Genomic DNA, 16,958 nt, shown 5'->3' with positions numbered 1-16,958 from the left:
GTTGGCCCGTATTAACGGCGTCGACCTCCCGCGCGAGAAGCGCGTTGAGATCGGACTTACCTACATCTACGGCATCGGCCGTACCGCCGCTTCTAAGATCTGCGCCGAGACTGGCGTTGACCCCAGCACCAAGGTGCGTGACCTCACCGAGGATGAGGTCTCGAAGATGCGCGATTACATTGACGCTAACTACACCGTCGAGGGCGACCTCCGTCGTGAGACGCGTCAGAACATTGCCCGCCTGATGGAGATTGGCTGCTACCGCGGCCTCCGTCACCGCAAGGGCCTCCCCGTCCGCGGCCAGCGCACGCACACCAACGCTCGCACCCGCAAGGGCAAGAAGCGTCAGGTCGGCGGCAAGAAGAAGAAGTAGGGGAGACTGACTAATGGCTACTGCTAAGAAGGGCGCCCAGGCTCGCGGGCGCATCAAGCGTGCCGACCGTAAGAACATTTCTGTCGGTCAGGCTCACATCAAGAGCACCTTCAACAACACGATCATCTCGATCACCGACCCCCAGGGCAACGTGATCTCCTGGCGCTCCGCCGGCATGGTCGGCTTCAAGGGCTCCCGCAAGTCCACCCCGTTCGCCGCTCAGATGGCTGCCGAGGCTTGCGCCAAGGAGGCCATGGAGCACGGCGTCCACAAGGTCTCCGTCTTCGTTAAGGGCCCCGGCTCTGGCCGCGAGACCGCCATCCGCTCCCTCCAGGCTGCTGGCCTCGAGGTTTCGAGCATCCAGGACAAGACCCCCATCGCGCACAACGGTTGCCGTCCGTGCAAGCGTCGCCGCGTGTAGGTAAGGAAGGAATCTAACTATGGCAGTGGATAGGACTCCTGTCCTTAAGAGGTGCCGCGCGCTCGACATTGACCCGATCGTGATGGGCATCAACAAGAAGTCGAACCGCCAGCCCAAGCGCCAGCGTCGCAACGAGAGCGAGTACGGCCGTCAGCTCCGCGAGAAGCAGAAGGCCAAGTTCATTTACGGCGTGCTTGAGAAGCAGTTCCACATGTACTACGAGAAGGCTCTGAAGATCGAGGGCATTACCGGTGACAACCTGCTCACCATCCTCGAGAGCCGCCTCGACAACGTGGTCTTCCGCCTTGGCTTCGCCCGCACCCGCAAGGAGGCCCGTCAGAACGTCCGTCACGGCCACATCACCGTGAACGGCAAGCGCGTCGACATCCCCTCCTACCGCGTGAAGGCCGGCGACGTCGTGGCTGTCGCCCCCAAGTTCAAGGACCTGCTTCCCATCAAGGAGGCCCTGATCTCCTCTGAGCACATGGCCGTGCCTGCTTGGCTCGAGGTCGACATCGAGAAGCTGACGGGTACCGTCCTGCAGCTCCCGACGCGTGACCAGATCGACCTTGATCTCGACGCCCAGCTCATCGTCGAGCTCTACTCCAAGTAGTAGAGACCGGTTGGAGGTTTCTATGTCCGATTTCATCCGTCCCAACGTGACGGTAGAAGAGGTCAGCGACAACGTTGCCCGCGTCGTTGCCGAGCCGCTTGAGCACGGCTATGGCGATACCCTGGGCAACTCGCTCCGCCGCGTGCTGCTCTCCTCGCTCGAGGGCGCCGCTGTGGAGGCCATCCAGATCGACGGCGTACAGCACGAGTTCACGACGGTCGAGGGCGTCTATGAGGACGTCACCGACATCGTGCTGAACGTCAAGGGCCTTGCTTTCAAGAGCCTTGGCGTTGGCGACGAGGCCACGGCCACCATCTCCATCGATGGCCCGGCCACGGTGACTGGCGGGGACTTTGACATCCCCTCCGAGTTCAACCTCGTTAACCCCGAGCACGTGATCTGCACGCTCTCCGAGGGCGCCCACCTTACGATGTCGATGCGCATCGGCACCGGCCGTGGCTACGTCTCTGGCGAGGACAACGAGCATGACGACGACCCCATCGGTCTGATTCACGTCGACTCGCTCTTCTCGCCCGTGCGCCGCTGCGCCAAGGCCGTCGAGCCTTGCCGCGTGGGCCAGCACACCGACTACGACAAGCTCGTTCTCGAGATCGAGACGAACGGTGGTGTGTCTCCCCGCGAGGTCGTCGTCGAGGCCGCGAACATCATCAACCAGCACATGGCTGCGTTCATGTCCCTGGCCGATGAGGGTGAGCAGGCCGAGGAGCCGTCGATCTTCGCCGCTGGCCAGACCGACGACAACACTGAGCTTGACAAGCAGATCGAGGACCTGGACCTGTCCGTGCGCTCCTACAACTGCCTGAAGCGCGCTGGCATCCACTCCGTCCGTCAGCTCGTCGAGTTCTCCGAGAACGACCTGCTCAACATCCGCAACTTCGGCGTCAAGTCCATCGAGGAAGTCAAGGACAAGCTTGAGTCGATGGGCCTGAGCTTCAAGGCTTAAGCGCCGCTACATCGCATAGGAGTAACTGACTATGAGGCACTACAAGAAGAGCGGGATGAAGCTTGGCACCGACGCCGCCCACACCAAGGCTATGAAGAAGAGCCTTTGTCAGGCGCTGTTCGCCAACGACCGCATCAAGACGACCCTGCCGCGTGCGAAGGCCATCCGCACCGACGTGGACCGCATCATCACCTGGGCCAAGCGCGGCGACCTTCACGCTCGTCGTCTCGCCATCGCCAAGCTCGGTGACAAGGAGCTCGTCCGCGAGGTCTTCGAGAAGGCTGCTCAGGGCATGTGGGCCGACCGCAACGGCGGCTACACCCGCATCATGAAGCTCGGCCCCCGCAAGGGTGACAACGCCGAGGTCGCCATCATCGAGATCATCACCGAGCCGGTTGCTGCCAAGGCCCCCAAGGCCGAGGCCACCAAGGTGACCAAGGTGGAGGAGGCTCCCGCCGAGGAGCAGTCCACCGAGGAGACCGCCGAGTAGGCGAGACTCTCGCAACGAGGCAACTCGTAAGGTACTGTAGGAGGGTCCGGACGCTGCGTTCGGACCCTCTTTTGCATTGAGCCCTGCTTCTTGCTCCGCCACGTGGACTGGAATGGTTGGTCTTTGGGTACGCTGGCGGGCTGCGGGCTGTCTACCCGTCGCACCCGTGCGACCGAGCCAGCCTCGGCCAAGAAGCATGCGTCTTGCCGAGTCTACGGAAGGCATTCCGCAGACCTGATGTTTGGAGCAACCATGTTCGACCCCGCGATCGTCCAGCCGCCTCACCGCCCCTCGCTCGAGGAGCGCGCTCTCGAGGAGGGCACGCTCGACGGCACGCTTGTGCTCAAGCTTGGCTATCGCGGAGCGGGCTTCGCGGGCTTTGCCGCACAGCCCACCCGGCGCACGGTGGCGGGCGAGGTCACGCGCGCGCTCGAGACCCTGCTCCGGCGCGAGGTGGACCTTACCTGCGCGGGCCGCACCGACGCGGGCGTCCATGCCATCGCCCAGTACGTGAGCGTCCCCGTCACGGTCGAGGAGCTCGCGCTGCCCGACCGCAGGCTCATGCACGGGCTGGGCGCCCTGCTGCCCGACGACATCGCCCCCCAGGCCCTCTATCAGGCTCCCGCGGGCTTCTCGGCACGCTTTGACGCAACTTCGAGGAGCTACCGGTACCGCATCGTAGACGGGCCCGCCCGCCCCGTGCTTGCCTGGGACCACGCGTGGTGGCTCAAGAGCACCCTTGACGAGGTGGCCATGTACGAGGCGGCTCAGGCGCTGGTGGGGGAGCATGACTTCAAGAGCTTCTGCAAGGCCACGAGCGCCGAGGGCAAGCCCACGCATCGATATGTTTCGCGCGTCGACGTTACGCGCGAGGTCGAGTGCGGCGAGAGCGTCGTGTGTATCGACGTCGTGGGCAATGCGTTTCTTCATTCGATGGTGCGCACCATCACGGGCACGCTCGTCGAGGTGGGCCGCGGTCATCGCGACGCCCCCTGGGTGGCTGAAGCCCTGGCCGCGTGTGACCGCAAGGCGGCGGGCCCCTGCGCTCCGGCGAAGGGACTCACCTTCGTGGGGGTAGACTATCCCCAGAATTTGCTCACGCCCTGGGAGTAGGGGCGCCGTGCGAGGGGAGCCATCATGTACGAGAGGCCCGACGTTCCCAAGGACAACCCCAATCGCAACAAGGTCGCAGCGGTGGTGCTGCTCGTCGTTGCCGTGGCTCTTGCCCTGCTTGTCTCGACGCTATGGAGGCTCGCCAACTCGTCGAGCGCGCTGGGAAGCCATGAGGTGAGCGACGCGCTTGCGTCCGCGACGGTGCAGGAGGGCGGCGCGCAGGCCCTAGCAGACGCCGCGGGCGCCACGGTCACGGGCGACGAGGTCGAGACGGTCCTGTTCGTGATCGTGCCCGACTCCTCCTCGACAGACCTCTCGGGCCTCTACGTGGCCTCGATCGACTCCACCCAGGGGGCGGCCAAGCTCACGTCGCTTGCTCCCGAGGCGCAGCTTGCGCTCGACTCCGGCATCGCCTCGTTGCATGAGGTCTATGCCTCGCAGGGGCTCGGAGGCCTTGCGGGCGGCATCGCCTCTACCTGCGCCGTGCCCATGGACCACGCGGTGACGATGACGCAGGCGGGCTGGGACGCCTTTCTGCAGACGGCCGCGGGCGGCAGCTCGGCGCTCGCAAGCCATGCCACCGAGCTTCTGGGCGGCATCGTCTCGAGCGACCTCGACGCCACGGGCCTGCTCGACATCGCCAAGCGCGCCGTCTCGCTGGGGCTCTCCGCCTCGGACGTGGCGAGCGTGGGCGCCACCGAAGACGGCCAGCTCGACGCCGCCGCGCTGGCGAGAACCGTGGGTGTCATCGCCTAATCTTTGATGTGTGCGCCTTGCGCAACAAATGCGCAGATTAACTGGACATACCCCAAGGGGATGTGGCTGGAAGTGCGTCGATGGTAGTCTTCCGTGTGGGCAGAAGCGCCCACGAACCACGCGTGAAAGAAGACTTGATGGCACACAGCGAGAAGAGGGTCCCCAAGGTTTCGGTCATCATCCCGGCCTATAACGTGGACCGCTTCATTGGGCGAGCCATCGAGAGCCTCCAAAACCAGACGATGCGCAACTTCGAGCTGCTCATCGTCGACGATGGCTCCACCGACCGCACCGGCGAGGTCGCCGACCGCATGGCCGAGCGCGACATTCGTATCGACGTCATCCACACCAAGAACCAGGGGGCCGCCGCTGCGCGCAACACCGCGCTCGGCCGCGCCCGCGGCGAGTTCGTGCACTTCGTCGACGGCGACGACTGGGTGGAGCCCACGATGCTCGCCGACCTCGTTAAGATCGCCGAGGCGGACGACCTCGATCTCGTGATCGCGGGCTTCTACATTGAGACCTACTACGGCAGCGGCGACCAGCACACCTCCGAGCTCAAGAGCCAGCCCTCGTGCACCTTTGGCTCCAAAGAAGAGTTCCGCGCTTGCGCCTGGCGCCTCTTCGACACGAATCTGCTCTACACGCCGTGGAACAAGCTCTTCCGCCGCTCGTACCTCGAGCACATCCACGCGCGCTTCAAGCCCACGTTCTGGGACGACTTCCCCTTCGTGCTCGACGTCATCCGCGACATCGAGCGCGTGGCCGTGACCGAGCGCGCCTACTACCACTTCATTCGCCTGCGCGCCGAGAGCGAGACCGCCCGCTGGCGCTCGAACATGTACGAGAAGCGCGAGGAGGAGCACGGCTGGATGCTCGACCTCTACGAGCACTGGGGGCTCGCCGGCGACCCGGCGAGCACCGAGATGGTGCAGCGCCGCTACGTCGAGCGCCTGGTGGGCTGCATCGAGAACGTGTGCAACCCCAGCTGCACCCTCTCTGAGGCCGAGAAGCTCGAGCAGATCGACGCGATGATCAGCAGCGAGCGCGCCCAGCTGGCCGTCTCCATCGCCCAGCCGCACTCGAAGATGATGGGCCTCATGCTCATCCCCGTGAGGCGCCGCGACGCGCGCATGGCGCTTGCCGAGGGCCGCTTCATCTCGTTCGTGAAGCGCCACAACACCAGGCTCTTTGCCACGCTCAAGGCAAATCGCTAGGAAGGGCCGCCTCCGGGCGGCTTTTTCATAGGCACCGGTCGTATTAATATGCAAAATATTGCATGAATATGATATCGATATACAGATTCGCGCAAATCGATACGGCCGCGCTCCTCCACAATGGCTATAATCGAAAAGCATTGCGTCCCGAGCGGGCGCAAGGGACGCCTGAGCGCTCGGCCACGTGGCCGGGTTTCGATAGTGAGGAGCGCTGCATGTCGTACAAGGTTGGAGTTGTGGGAGCGGCGGGGTACGCGGGAGCCGAGCTCGTGAGGCTACTGCTGGGCCACCCCGAGTTCGAGCTGTCGGTCATCACGTCGAACGCCGACGCGGGCACGCCGCTCGCCGCCGAGTACCCCGCCTTCGCTGGCGCAACCGACCTCGTGTTCACCACGCATGACGACCCCGCGGTGCGCGCGTGCGAACTGGTCTTCCTGGCCGTGCCCCACACGGCCGCGCTTGCCCAGGTGCCGTCGCTGCTCGAGGCGGGCATCACGGTCGTTGACCTCTCGGCAGACTACCGTCTGGCCGACAAGGACGTCTACGAGCAGTGGTACAACGCCAGGCACACCTCGCCCGAGTTGCTCTCCACGCGCGCCTTTGGCCTGCCCGAGCTCTTTGGCGACGACCTCGCGCGCGCCCACGAGCTGCACGAGGCCGGCAAGCCCGCCCTCGTCGCCTGCGCCGGCTGCTATCCCACAGCCACCTCGCTTGCGAGCGCCCCGGCCGTGCGTGCCGGCTGGACCCACGGCCTCGTCATCGTCGATGCCAAGAGCGGCGTCACGGGCGCGGGCAAGGGCTGCAACGCCAAGACCCACTTCTGCAACGCCGACGAGGACGTCATGGCCTACAACGTGGGTAAGCACCGCCACACGCCCGAGATCGAGCAGATCTTGGGCAAGCCCGGCGAGGTCGTCTTTACCCCACACCTCGTGCCGCAGAAGCGCGGCCTGCTCTCGACCGTCTACCTGCAGCTCACCGACGAGGCCGCCGGCATGAGCCTTGACGACATGCTGGCCTGCTACCACGCGCTCTACGATGGCCACCCCTTTGTCCAGGTGCTGCCGGCTGGCACCCAGCCGCGTACCGCGAGCGTCGTGGGCACCAACGTGGCCCAGGTGGGCCTGGCCATCAACGCCCGCACCAATGCGCTCATCTGCACCGGCGCCATCGACAACCTGTGCAAGGGTGCCGCCGGCCAGGGCGTGCAGTGCGCCAATATCGTCTTTGGCCTCGACGAGAAGGCCGGCCTGTCGAACATCGGCATGGCCGTCTAGCTCGCGCTCATTCGTTCTGTTCGTCTTAGCTACCGGAGGAGCACCATGCAAGAGACTCCCATGCCTAGCCTCAGGGTCATCGAGGACGGAGGCGTTGCGAGCCCCGCGGGCATCTACGCGGGCGGCATCCACGCCGGCTTCCGCGCCGACCCCAACCGCCTCGACCTGGCCCTGGTCGAGGTCGACGAGGGCGCCGTCGCCGCGGGCGCTTTCACCACCAACAAGTTCTGCGCCGCTCCCGTGACCGTCTCGCGCGGCCATCTGGGCGAGGACGGCTGCGCCGCCGTGCGTGCCGTCTGCATCAACTCGGGCAACGCCAACGCCGCCACGGGCGAGGAGGGCCTGGAGTGCGCCGAGGCCACCTGCGAGCTCGTCGCCAGGGAGGTGGGCTGCGCGCCCGAGCAGGTGCTTGTTGTCTCTACGGGCGTCATTGGCCAGCTGCTTGACCTTTCGCCCTTCAAGACCGGCGTGCCGGCCCTGCACGAGAAGATTGCCGCGGCTGTCGCTGCGAGCGAGGACGAGGACGACGAGGCCCGCCTGGCTGGCGGCCACGACGCCGCGCACGCCATCATGACCACCGACACCCACCCCAAGGAGTACGCGGTTTCCTACGAGGCCACGGGCGCCCTTGCGGGCCAGACCATCACCATGGGCGGCATGTGCAAGGGCTCGGGCATGATCATGCCCAACATGGCCACGATGATCTCGATCATCTCGACCGACGCGCTCGTCGAGCCCGAGCTGCTCCACGAGGTCCTGGTGAGCGTTATCAAGAAGACCTTCAACAAGGTGACGGTCGACTCCGACACCTCGACCAACGACACCTGTATCGCCATCGCCACGGGCAAGGCCGCTCTGGACGGCTGCTCCATCGAGGCCGGTACCCCCGAGGCCGACGAGTTCGCCGTCGCCGTGAACGCCGTGTGCCAGCACCTCGCCCGCGAGATCGCGGCCGATGGCGAGGGCGCGAGCAAGCTCGTGACCGTGACCGTGGCCGGCGCCGCGACCGACGAGGACGCCGACACCGCTGCGCGTGCCATCGCCAACTCTCCGCTGGTCAAGACCGCCATCTACGGCCACGACTGCAACTGGGGTCGCATCGCGATGGCCCTGGGCAAGTGCGGCGTTGCCTTTGACCAGCGCGACGTCGACATCGACATCATGGGCATGCCCGTGTGCCGCGACGGCCTCACGGTTGCCTTCGACGAGGACGAGGCCCTACGCCGCTTCGAGGAGCCCGAGATCACCATCTGGGCAGACCTGGGCGCCGGCACCTGCGAGACGACCGTCTGGACCTGCGACCTCACGCACGAGTACGTCACGATCAACGGAGACTACCGCACGTAGGGCGCATCCCGCCCGGGCCGCCTGCGCGGCCGCCAAGAACCCAGCTCCCGCAAGGAGGGACGCATGAAGTACGCAATCGACACGAGCAAGCGCGCGAAGGACACCGACGAGCGCACCGGCCAGGTGCTGTTCGAGGCGCTGCCGTGGATCAAGAACATCACGGGCAAGACCGTCGTCATCAAGTACGGTGGCGCGGCCATGGTCGACGAGAAGCTGCGCGCCGACGTCATGAGCGACATCGTGCTGCTCAAGATCCTGGGCGTGAACGTCGTGATCGTCCACGGAGGCGGCAAGGCCATCAACCGCGCCTTCGACGCCCTCAACTTCCCCGTCGAGTTCAAGGACGGCCAGCGCGTCACGACGCCCGCCGCCATGGACGTGGTGCGCCAGGTGCTCGTGGGCGAGGTCAACCAGGACCTCGTGGCCTCGATCAACCGTCACGGCAACCTTGCCGTGGGCGTCTCGGGCGCAGACGCGGGCACCATCCTGTGCTCGACGCTCAACCCCGACCTCGGCCGCGTGGGCAAGATCGAGCACGTCGACACCACCTACCTCGAGACCCTCATCAAGAGCGAGTACATCCCCGTGGTGGCCACGGTGGGCGTGGGCGAGGACGGCGGCTACTACAACATCAACGCCGACGTCGCCGCCGGCTACGTCGCCGCCGCAATCGGCGCCCAGAAGATCGTCTACCTGACCGACGTCGACGGCGTCTACATGGACTTCTCCGACAAGAACTCGCTCATCTCCAACATGAGCCTGCGCGAGATGGAGGAGATGCTCGCGAGCGGCACCGTTGACAAGGGCATGATTCCCAAGCTCGAGAGCTGCTGCTACGCGCTGCACGCCGGCGTCTTCCGCAGCCACGTCATCAACGGCAAGACCCCGCACTCCCTGCTCATCGAGCTGCTCACCGACAAGGGCATTGGCACTACGATGCACTCCTCCGAGGAAGCCCTCGAGTACGACGCCCACCCGCTGGGCACGCTCGCGAGCCGTCTGGCCGTGAACAACTAGCAGGTAGATGCCGCGTGTGGGCAGCGCCCGCGCGCAAGACGAAAGGACCACACATGTCCCTGGAAGAGGCTAAGAAGCTAGACGACGCCTACGTGATGCACACGTTTGGCCGCTACCCCGTCGAGTTCGTGGGTGGCCACGGCATGCGCGCCGTCGACTCCGAGGGCCGCGAGTACCTCGACTTCCTTGGCGGCATCGCCGTGAGCTGCCTGGGCTACGCCCACCCCGTGCTCGAGGCGGCCGTGACCGAGCAGGCCTCCAGGCTGCTGCACATCTCGAACTACTTCCACATCGAGCACCGCGGCGAGGTGGCGAGGCGTCTCTCGCAGCTCGCCAACGCCGGCGACGGCGACCCGGCCGCCGCGAGCCCCGACGCGCCTCAGCAGTGGCGCGCCTTCTTTGGCAACTCGGGTGCCGAGGCCAACGAGTGCGCCATCAAGCTCGCCCGCCTGTGGGCCAAGCGCGGCGGCAACGGCGGCTTTGACATCATCTGCCTCAACAAGAGCTTTCACGGCCGCACGATGGAGACGATCGCGGCCACGATGCAGGGTTGGGCCCAGGACCCGTTCCAGCCGCTGCCCGGCGGCTTCATCGCTATCGACGCCAACGACGTCGAGGCCCTGCGCGAGGTGTTTGCCCAACGCGGCTCCAACATCTGCGCCGTGCTCCTCGAGCCTATCCAGGGCGAGAGCGGCGTGCATCCCATGACGCAGGAGTTCATGGAGGAGGTGCGCCGCCTCACGAGCGAGAACGGTGCTCTCATGATGTGCGACGAGGTCCAGACGGGCCTGTTCCGCACGGGTCACGCGCTTGCCTTCCAGGGCTACGGCGTGACGCCCGACGTCTTCACGCTGGCCAAGGCCATCGCCGGCGGCCTGCCGATGGGCGCCTGCGTCGCCAAGGCCGAGATCTCCGAGACCTTCCACCCCGGCGACCACGGCTCCACCTTTGGTGGCGGCCCGCTTGTCTGCGCCGCGGCCGACGCCGTGCTGGGCGAGCTCACGACTGGCACAGCTCCCGAGGGCAAGCCGGGCGAGGGCTACCTGCCGCACGTGTGCGAGGTGGGCGCCTACCTGGCCGACAAGCTCGCCGAGCTGCCTGGCGTGGCCGAGGTGCGCGGTGCCGGCCTCATGCTTGGCGCCGAGCTGGCCGAGGGTCTGCCCGACGCGCACGACCTCGTGGCCCGCGCGCTCGAGCGCGGCGCGATTATCAACGCCACCGGTCCCACGACGCTGCGCTTCCTGCCGCCGCTGGTGTGCACGAAGGCCGACGTCGACGAGCTCGTCTCGATCCTGGACGACATCCTGGCCTAGACGGCTTCCTGCGCGCCTGCGTGGGTGTCCCGCGTGCCCAGCGCGACAGACTGGCTCCCCTGGAGGGCACGGGTAGTCGCGTTGGACGCGTAAAAACGAAATGGACGGCCCCGCAAGCGCGAATGCTTGCGGGGCCGCTTTGCGTTACAGGCTGTTGGTAAAGGCATGGAAGGCCTGCTCGCCCGCCTCGTTCCACTTGAAGACGCCGGCGTCCTCAAGCACGTGCGAGAAGACCTGGCCCACCTCGTCTTGCAGCACGGCGTCGGCCTTGCCCGCGGCGACGTCTGCCCCGCGGCGTGCGGCGACCTCGCGCGCCCATGCGGCGTGGGAGGCCGTGAGGGGGTTGGCATCCAGGGCGTCGAGCTGGCCCGCCTCGAGCAGGCGGCTCACCTCGGCAAGCTCGCGCGAGAGGCGAGGCGGCAGGATCGCGAGGCCCATGACCTCGATGAGGCCGATGTTCTCGCGCTTGATGTGGTGGTACTGCGCATGGGGGTGAAAGACCCCCAGCGGGTGCTCCTCGCTCGTGACGTTGCAGCGAAGGGCGAGGTAGACCTCGTAGATGGCGCCCCCGGGCTGGCCGGCCTCGCCCACCCTGCGCACGACGGGCGTTACGGTGTTGTGGGGCGTGCCGTCCGTGCCGGCCGCGATGACGCCCGCGGCCTCGCTGCTCCAGCCGCGCCAGAGGTCGATGACGTGGACGGCCGCGTCGAGCGCCTGCTCGCGGCTGCGGGTGCGCAGGCGAATGACGCTGAGCGGCCAGTGCAGCACCTCGGCCGAGACGTCGGGGAAGGCATCCATGGCAAACGTCCAGGCGGTCGCGGCCCGCATCATCGCGAACTCGTGGGCGCCTCCCTGGAAGTGGTCGTGCGAAAGGATCGAGCCGCCCACGATGGGCAGGTCCGCGTTGGAGCCAAAGAAGTAGTGGGGGAGCAGGTCGACAAGCTCGAGCAGGTTCGAGACGGTGGCGCGGTCGATGTGCATGGGGCGGTGGGACGCGCTCATGGCGATGCAGTGCTCGCCAAAGTAGGCATAGGGGCTGTACTGCAGGCCCCAGCGCTCTCCGCCCAGCTCGAGCGGCACGATGCGCAGGTTCTGGCGCGCCGGGTGGGCGCCGCGCGGCGAGTCGTCGCCGCGGCCGGCATAGCCCTCGTTCTCGATGCAGAGCTGGCAGGCGGGGTACCTCTCGCCGTCTTGCGGGGCGGCGCCGGCACGGGCGATGGCACGCGGGTCCTTCTCGGGCTTGGAGAGGTTGATCGTGATCTCGAGGTCTCCCCAGGTGGTGGGGGTCATCCACTTGATGTTGCGCGCGATGGCCGACTGCCTCACGTAGCCGTTGGCGCAACACAGGGCGTAGAACCAGTCCGTCGCGGCCTTGGGGCCACGGGCGCTTTCGAGGGCGTGGAACTGGCGCGCGACCTCGCTGGGGCGGGGCATGAGGGTGCCCATGACCTGGCAGGCGAGGGCGTCGCAGGCGCTGGGCGAGTGCTCGATGACGCCGTTCATCAGGGCGTGGTGCACGAGCGTGTTGAGCAGGTCGTCGAGCGTAAGCCCGCCTGCGTCCTGCTCGGCCGGCTGGTCCTCGTCCGCGGGCTGGGTCCAGGGCCTGGGCGCGGCCGGACCCTCGGCGCCCACGGCGGCGAGGACGGCGTTGTAGGCCCAGACGCGGTCGGCCGCCTCGATGAGGTGGTGGCGCGTGGCGTACTCGACGAGCTCCTGGGCGGTGGCGGCCAGCACCTGTTCGTTGCCTACAGCCATGCCGCGCTCGCCCCCTCGCCGCTCACGACGTAGCGACGGCACGACCTCTCGCCCAGCCAGGCGTCCATCTGGGCACAGAAGGCGTCGAGCTGCTCGAGCGGCACGAAGGCCTGGATGGTGCCGCCAAAGCCGCCGCCGTGGATGCGCACCGCGCCGTCGCCCTCGAGCAGGTGCTCGGCCGCGCCTAGGGCAAACATCGCGGGCTGCTCGTGGCCAAGATCGGCCGCGACGTTTTGCAGGTACATCGCCGAGCTGGCGCCGCTCTCGCGCGTGAGCTCGAGGAACGCCGCGACGTCGCCGATGTTGAGGGCTCGCCAGCGTCTCTCGACCAGCTCGTCCTCGTGCCAGTAGTGGATGCAGCGAAGGACGGCGCGGTCGCCAAACTCCCGGCGAAGGGCGGGCAGCGCCGCGTCGAAGTCCGCGCGGCTCACCTCGCAGAGGCGCTCGTGGCCCAGCCGGGCCGCGATGGCCTGCATCTCGCCGGGGATGGCGGCGTAGTCGGCGGTCGAGGCGGCGTGGTCTGCGCCCACCTTTACGAGGACGAGCGCGTAGCCAAAGTCCTCGAAGTCGAGGTCGAGCTTCTTGGTGTCGGGCTCGTGGGCGTTCGCGAAGTCCATGAGGGCGAGGCCGCCCAGGCAGACGGCGGCCTGGTCCATGAGGCCGCAGGGCTTGCCGTAGTAGGCGTTCTCGGTGCGCTGGCACATCTGGGCGAGGGCCACGGGCTCGGCTGCCTGAGCGCCCCAGAGCGCCTCCATGGTGCGCCCGAGCAGCGCCTCGACGGCCGCCGAGCTCGACAGGCCGCCGCCCGAGGGGATGTCGCAGCACATCGCGAGGTCAAAGCCGCGCGGACTGATGCCGGTCGCGGCTGCGATCTCGTGGGCCATGCCGCGCACGAGACTTGCGGTGGTGCCGCGCTCGTCCTCGCGCGCGTCGGTGCTCACGAGGTCGAGCTCGAAGGCGGGGTAGCCCTCAGAGGCCACGCGCACGAGCGTGTCGGTGCGCGGGCGGGCGACGGCGTGCGCGGCGACGTCGAGCGCGCAGGCGATGACGCGGCCGCCCTCGTGGTCGGTGTGGTTGCCGGCGATCTCTGAGCGGCCGGGTGCGTAGGCGGCGACGGCGGGCGCGTCGCTTGGCCCAAAGGCTGCCGAGAAGAGCTGCTCGAGGGGGGCGAGGGTTGTGGGCACGATGACGTTGGACATGGCTGGTCCTTTCTTGCGCTTTGGCCGCTTGCGGCCGTGAGCTGGTGTTCATTGCGGGGCGTGGCGTTGCCGCGTGTGGTCGCTGGCGATCGCAAGTGGCTGTGGCCGCTGTGCCGCGCCGCCCCTCGTTAGCTGGCCGAGATGCGGTAGACGATGGTCTGCTCGTAGGGGTGGCCGGGCTCGCAGGTGGGTTGCTCCCACGCGGGGTGGTGGATGGCGTCGGGCCAGAACTCGGGCTCGAAGGCAAAGCCGCTCTGGCCGCGGTAGGAGGCGCCGTCCTTGGCGTGGTCGTCGCCCAGCCAGTTGCCGGCGTAGAGGTGCGCCCCGGGCGTGGTGATGGCGACGTCGAGGGTGCGGCCGCTCGCGGGGTCCTCGGCGTGGAGGGTGGGTCGCGGCCTGCCGTTGGGCTCGTAGCCGTCGACGCACAGGCAGTGGTCGTAGCCGTGGGCTATCGCGAGCTGCGGGTCATCTGCGTCGATGTCTTGGCCGAGCGGCTTGGGCACGCGGAAGTCGAACGGCGTGCCTGCTACCTCGCGCACCTCGCCGGCGGAGACCGAGTCCTCGCGAAGCGGCAGGTAGCGGCTGGCGTTTACCTGGATGAGCTGGCCGCGCGCGCTGCCGCTCGCGTGCCCCGCGAGGTTCCAGTACGTGTGGTTGGTCATGTTCACGTAGGTGGGCGCGTCCGTCTCGCACCGGTAGCGCACGGTGAGCGCGGCGCCGCCCTCTTGCGCGGGCACGAGGGCGTAGGTGGCCGTGAAGGTGCGCGCGCCCGGAAGGCCCAGCTCGCCGTCTTCGAGTGCGGTCGAGAAGGTCACGGCGTTGGCCTCGTTGTCCATGCGGGCGGCCCAGACGCGCTTGTGTAGGCCCGCGGTGAGGCTCGTGTGCAGGTTGTTGCGCTGCTCGGGGCCGTCGTTTTGGGGCAACTGGTAGGTGTTGCCTCCCAGGGGCACCTCGCCCGCGTCCGTGCGGTTTGCCACGGGGCCGATGGTGGCGCCAAAGCAGGCGGGGTTGTCGAGGTAGCCGTCGAGGCTGCCAAAGCCCAGGACGACGTCTGCGACCCTGCCCGCGCGGTCGGGCGCGGTGAGCCCCAGAAGCGTTGCGCCAAAGTCGCTGACGCGGGCCGTGACGCCCGCGCATGCGAGCTCGTAGGCGCGGACGGGCGTGCCGTCTGGGGTGGTGCCAAATGCGAGCGTGCGAACCATGCTGCCCCTCTCGACGGATGCGCCAGCGCGCAGGTGCCGGCGCCGTTGTTCTCACTTGATATATTAAATTTTAGCGAGAAGGAAGGGACATACAACGCCCGCGCGGCGAGCGTGCGTGCCAGGCGGGCGAGCGCGAGCTCTTCTCGGCCAAAGAAAGCGCCCGCCTCGCGTGTGCGAGACGGGCGCAGGCGTGCGCTATGCGGCTTGCGGCGCGTGGTGGCCTAGAAGTCGGCGTTGCCCACGGTGCGCGGGTGCGGCAGGACGTCGCGGATGTTGCCCACGCCGGTCAGATACATGACCAAGCGCTCGAAGCCCAGACCGTAGCCGGCGTGCTTGCAGGAACCGTAGCGGCGCAGGTCAAGGTAGTACTTGTACTGCTCGGGATTCATGCCCAGGTCCTTGATGCGGGCCTCGAGCAGATCCAGGCGCTCCTCGCGCTGGGAGCCGCCGATAATCTCGCCGATACCGGGAACCAGGCAGTCGGCGGCGGCGACGGTCTTGCCGTCCTCGTTCATGCGCATGTAGAACGCCTTGATCTCGGCCGGGTAGTCGGTCACGAAGGTCGGGCGCTTAAAGTGCTCCTCGGTCAGGAAGCGCTCGTGCTCGGTCTGCAGGTCGATGCCCCAGCTCACGGGATAGTCAAACTTGTGACCGGCGGCGACGGCCTGCTCCAGGATTTCGACGGCCTCGGTATAGGTGACGCGGGCGAAGTCGGAGTTGGCGACATGGTCCAGGCGCTCGAGCAGACCCTTGTCCACAAACTTGTTGAGCATATTGAGCTCGTCGGGGCAGGTTGCCATGACGTCCTTAAGGACGTACTTGAGCATGGCCTCGGCGTTATCCATGTAGTCGTTAAGGTCGGCAAAGGCCATCTCGGGCTCGATCATCCAAAACTCGGCGGCGTGGCGCGTGGTGTTGGAGTTCTCGGCGCGGAAGGTGGGGCCAAAGGTGTAGACGTCGCCAAAGGCCATGGCGAAGTTCTCGGCGTTGAGCTGGCCCGACACCGTGAGGCTCGCGTGCTTGCCAAAGAAGTCCTGGCTCCAGTCGACGTCGCCCTCGGTGAGCGCGCCGCCGCTCTTGGCGGCGGTCTCGGCGCTCACGAGCGGCGGGTTCTTGGGGTCGAGCGTGGTGACGCGGAACATCTCGCCAGCGCCCTCGCAGTCGCTCGTGGTGATGAGCGGGGTGTTGACGTAGACGAAGTCGCGCTCCTGGAAGAAGCTGTGGATGGCCGCCGCGGCGACGGAGCGGATGCGGAAGACGGCGCGGAACAGGTTGGTGCGCGGGCGCAGGTGCTGTTGGGTGCGCAGGAACTCGACCGTGGCGCGCTTCTTCTGCAGCGGATAGTCGGCCGCGCAGGTGCCCTCGACGGTGATGGTTTGGGCGGTGAGCTCGAAGGGCTGCTGGGCCTCGGGCGTGAGCTTGAGCGTGCCGGTGCAGATGAGTGCGTTGTAGCCCGACAGATGCGAGATCTCGTCGTAGTTGGCGAGCGTCTCGCGGTTCATGACAACCTGCAGGTCCTTGAAGCAGCTACCGTCGTTGAGCGTGACGAAGCCAAAGTTCTTCATGTCGCGGACGGACTTGGTCCAGCCGGCGACGGTGACGGTGGTGCCGCCGAGCTGCTCGGCGGTGCGGTACAGCTCGACGATCTTGGTGCGGTCCATGTCTTCTCCCTTTTGTGACGGGCGGCGGTGCCGCCCGATACCCGCGAACGGGTGTGAATTCCGAAGAGAATGATACCAGCGAGGGGCCGATGGGGCTGCTCTCGCTGGCATCTGGCCGCGCGCAGGATATAATGCGCCGCGGATTTTAAGCTTTACGAGGGAGAATGCATGGCTACAGGACTCGAGGGAAACATCAGGCTCGTGGCGACCGACCTCGACGGGACGCTGCTCATTGGCGGG

16 protein-coding genes are annotated in these 16,958 nt (G+C 67.1%); 12 read left to right on the top strand and 4 right to left on the bottom strand.

All coding sequences use genetic code 11. The features are described from left to right. The first annotated feature begins 1 nt into the window (after position 1). The 12 genes from rpsM to AC1VTH_RS00745 all read left to right on the top strand — a co-directional run bounded on the left by rpsM (position 2) and on the right by AC1VTH_RS00745 (position 10,901). The gene (gene rpsM / locus AC1VTH_RS00800) at positions 2 to 373 is read left to right on the top strand and encodes a 30S ribosomal protein S13 (RefSeq protein ID WP_293673120.1); all 372 of its coding nucleotides are present in this window, start codon (positions 2 to 4) and stop codon (positions 371 to 373) included. Positions 374 to 386: 13 nt separating this feature from the next. Continuing rightward, the gene (rpsK, locus tag AC1VTH_RS00795; protein WP_073296226.1) at positions 387 to 794 is read left to right on the top strand and encodes a 30S ribosomal protein S11; all 408 of its coding nucleotides are present in this window, start codon (positions 387 to 389) and stop codon (positions 792 to 794) included. A gap of 19 nt (positions 795 to 813) precedes the next feature. Further along, the gene (gene rpsD, locus AC1VTH_RS00790; RefSeq protein ID WP_481334195.1) at positions 814 to 1,407 is read left to right on the top strand and encodes a 30S ribosomal protein S4; all 594 of its coding nucleotides are present in this window, start codon (positions 814 to 816) and stop codon (positions 1,405 to 1,407) included. 22 nt (positions 1,408 to 1,429) lie between these two features. Further along, complete coding sequence (locus AC1VTH_RS00785; RefSeq protein ID WP_481334193.1) at positions 1,430 to 2,371, top strand: DNA-directed RNA polymerase subunit alpha; 942 nt, start codon at positions 1,430 to 1,432, stop codon at positions 2,369 to 2,371. Between the two features lie 31 nt (positions 2,372 to 2,402). Further along, a complete protein-coding gene (gene rplQ, locus AC1VTH_RS00780; protein WP_293825274.1) occupies positions 2,403 to 2,861 on the top strand; it encodes a 50S ribosomal protein L17 in 459 nt (152 codons plus the stop codon). A 252-nt stretch (positions 2,862 to 3,113) separates the two neighbouring features. After that, entirely contained in the window at positions 3,114 to 3,974 is an 861-nt protein-coding gene (truA, locus tag AC1VTH_RS00775) for a tRNA pseudouridine(38-40) synthase TruA (protein WP_301829021.1), read from the top strand. A gap of 24 nt (positions 3,975 to 3,998) precedes the next feature. Beyond that, positions 3,999 to 4,730 (top strand): hypothetical protein, encoded by a 732-nt coding sequence (locus AC1VTH_RS00770; protein WP_481334190.1) that lies wholly within the window; start codon positions 3,999 to 4,001, stop codon positions 4,728 to 4,730. 137 nt (positions 4,731 to 4,867) lie between these two features. After that, positions 4,868 to 5,947, top strand: a complete 1,080-nt coding sequence (locus tag AC1VTH_RS00765; protein WP_481334188.1) for a glycosyltransferase family 2 protein — start codon at positions 4,868 to 4,870, stop codon at positions 5,945 to 5,947. Between the two features lie 215 nt (positions 5,948 to 6,162). Continuing rightward, the gene (argC, locus tag AC1VTH_RS00760) at positions 6,163 to 7,224 is read left to right on the top strand and encodes an N-acetyl-gamma-glutamyl-phosphate reductase (RefSeq protein ID WP_481334186.1); all 1,062 of its coding nucleotides are present in this window, start codon (positions 6,163 to 6,165) and stop codon (positions 7,222 to 7,224) included. A 45-nt stretch (positions 7,225 to 7,269) separates the two neighbouring features. Next, the gene (gene argJ, locus AC1VTH_RS00755; protein ID WP_481334185.1) at positions 7,270 to 8,571 is read left to right on the top strand and encodes a bifunctional glutamate N-acetyltransferase/amino-acid acetyltransferase ArgJ; all 1,302 of its coding nucleotides are present in this window, start codon (positions 7,270 to 7,272) and stop codon (positions 8,569 to 8,571) included. Between the two features lie 63 nt (positions 8,572 to 8,634). Continuing rightward, complete coding sequence (argB, locus tag AC1VTH_RS00750; protein WP_293673130.1) at positions 8,635 to 9,588, top strand: acetylglutamate kinase; 954 nt, start codon at positions 8,635 to 8,637, stop codon at positions 9,586 to 9,588. Between the two features lie 53 nt (positions 9,589 to 9,641). Continuing rightward, positions 9,642 to 10,901, top strand: a complete 1,260-nt coding sequence (locus AC1VTH_RS00745) for an aminotransferase class III-fold pyridoxal phosphate-dependent enzyme (RefSeq protein ID WP_481334183.1) — start codon at positions 9,642 to 9,644, stop codon at positions 10,899 to 10,901. Between the two features lie 144 nt (positions 10,902 to 11,045). Here the strand turns inward: AC1VTH_RS00745 and AC1VTH_RS00740 are convergent, their stop codons facing one another. From AC1VTH_RS00740 to asnS, 4 genes are all read right to left on the bottom strand, one after another. Next, positions 11,046 to 12,656, bottom strand: a complete 1,611-nt coding sequence (locus AC1VTH_RS00740) for a UDP-glucose--hexose-1-phosphate uridylyltransferase (protein WP_481334181.1) — start codon at positions 12,654 to 12,656, stop codon at positions 11,046 to 11,048. Further along, on the bottom strand, positions 12,647 to 13,855 hold the full coding sequence (locus AC1VTH_RS00735) for a galactokinase (protein ID WP_481334179.1): 1,209 nt from the start codon (positions 13,853 to 13,855) through the stop codon (positions 12,647 to 12,649). Before AC1VTH_RS00735 ends, AC1VTH_RS00740 begins: the two co-directional genes overlap by 10 nt. Positions 13,856 to 13,983: 128 nt before the next feature. Beyond that, positions 13,984 to 15,057, bottom strand: coding sequence for an aldose epimerase family protein (locus AC1VTH_RS00730; RefSeq protein ID WP_481334177.1), 1,074 nt, complete (start codon positions 15,055 to 15,057; stop codon positions 13,984 to 13,986). A 221-nt stretch (positions 15,058 to 15,278) separates the two neighbouring features. Further along, entirely contained in the window at positions 15,279 to 16,718 is a 1,440-nt protein-coding gene (asnS, locus tag AC1VTH_RS00725) for an asparagine--tRNA ligase (RefSeq protein WP_481334175.1), read from the bottom strand. Positions 16,719 to 16,958 lie beyond the last annotated feature (240 nt).

The sequence above is a fragment of the Parolsenella sp. genome (genome assembly GCF_982402205.1).
The sequence above is the reverse complement of the archived record's forward strand: the minus strand, read 5'-3'. Positions and strand labels throughout refer to the sequence as shown.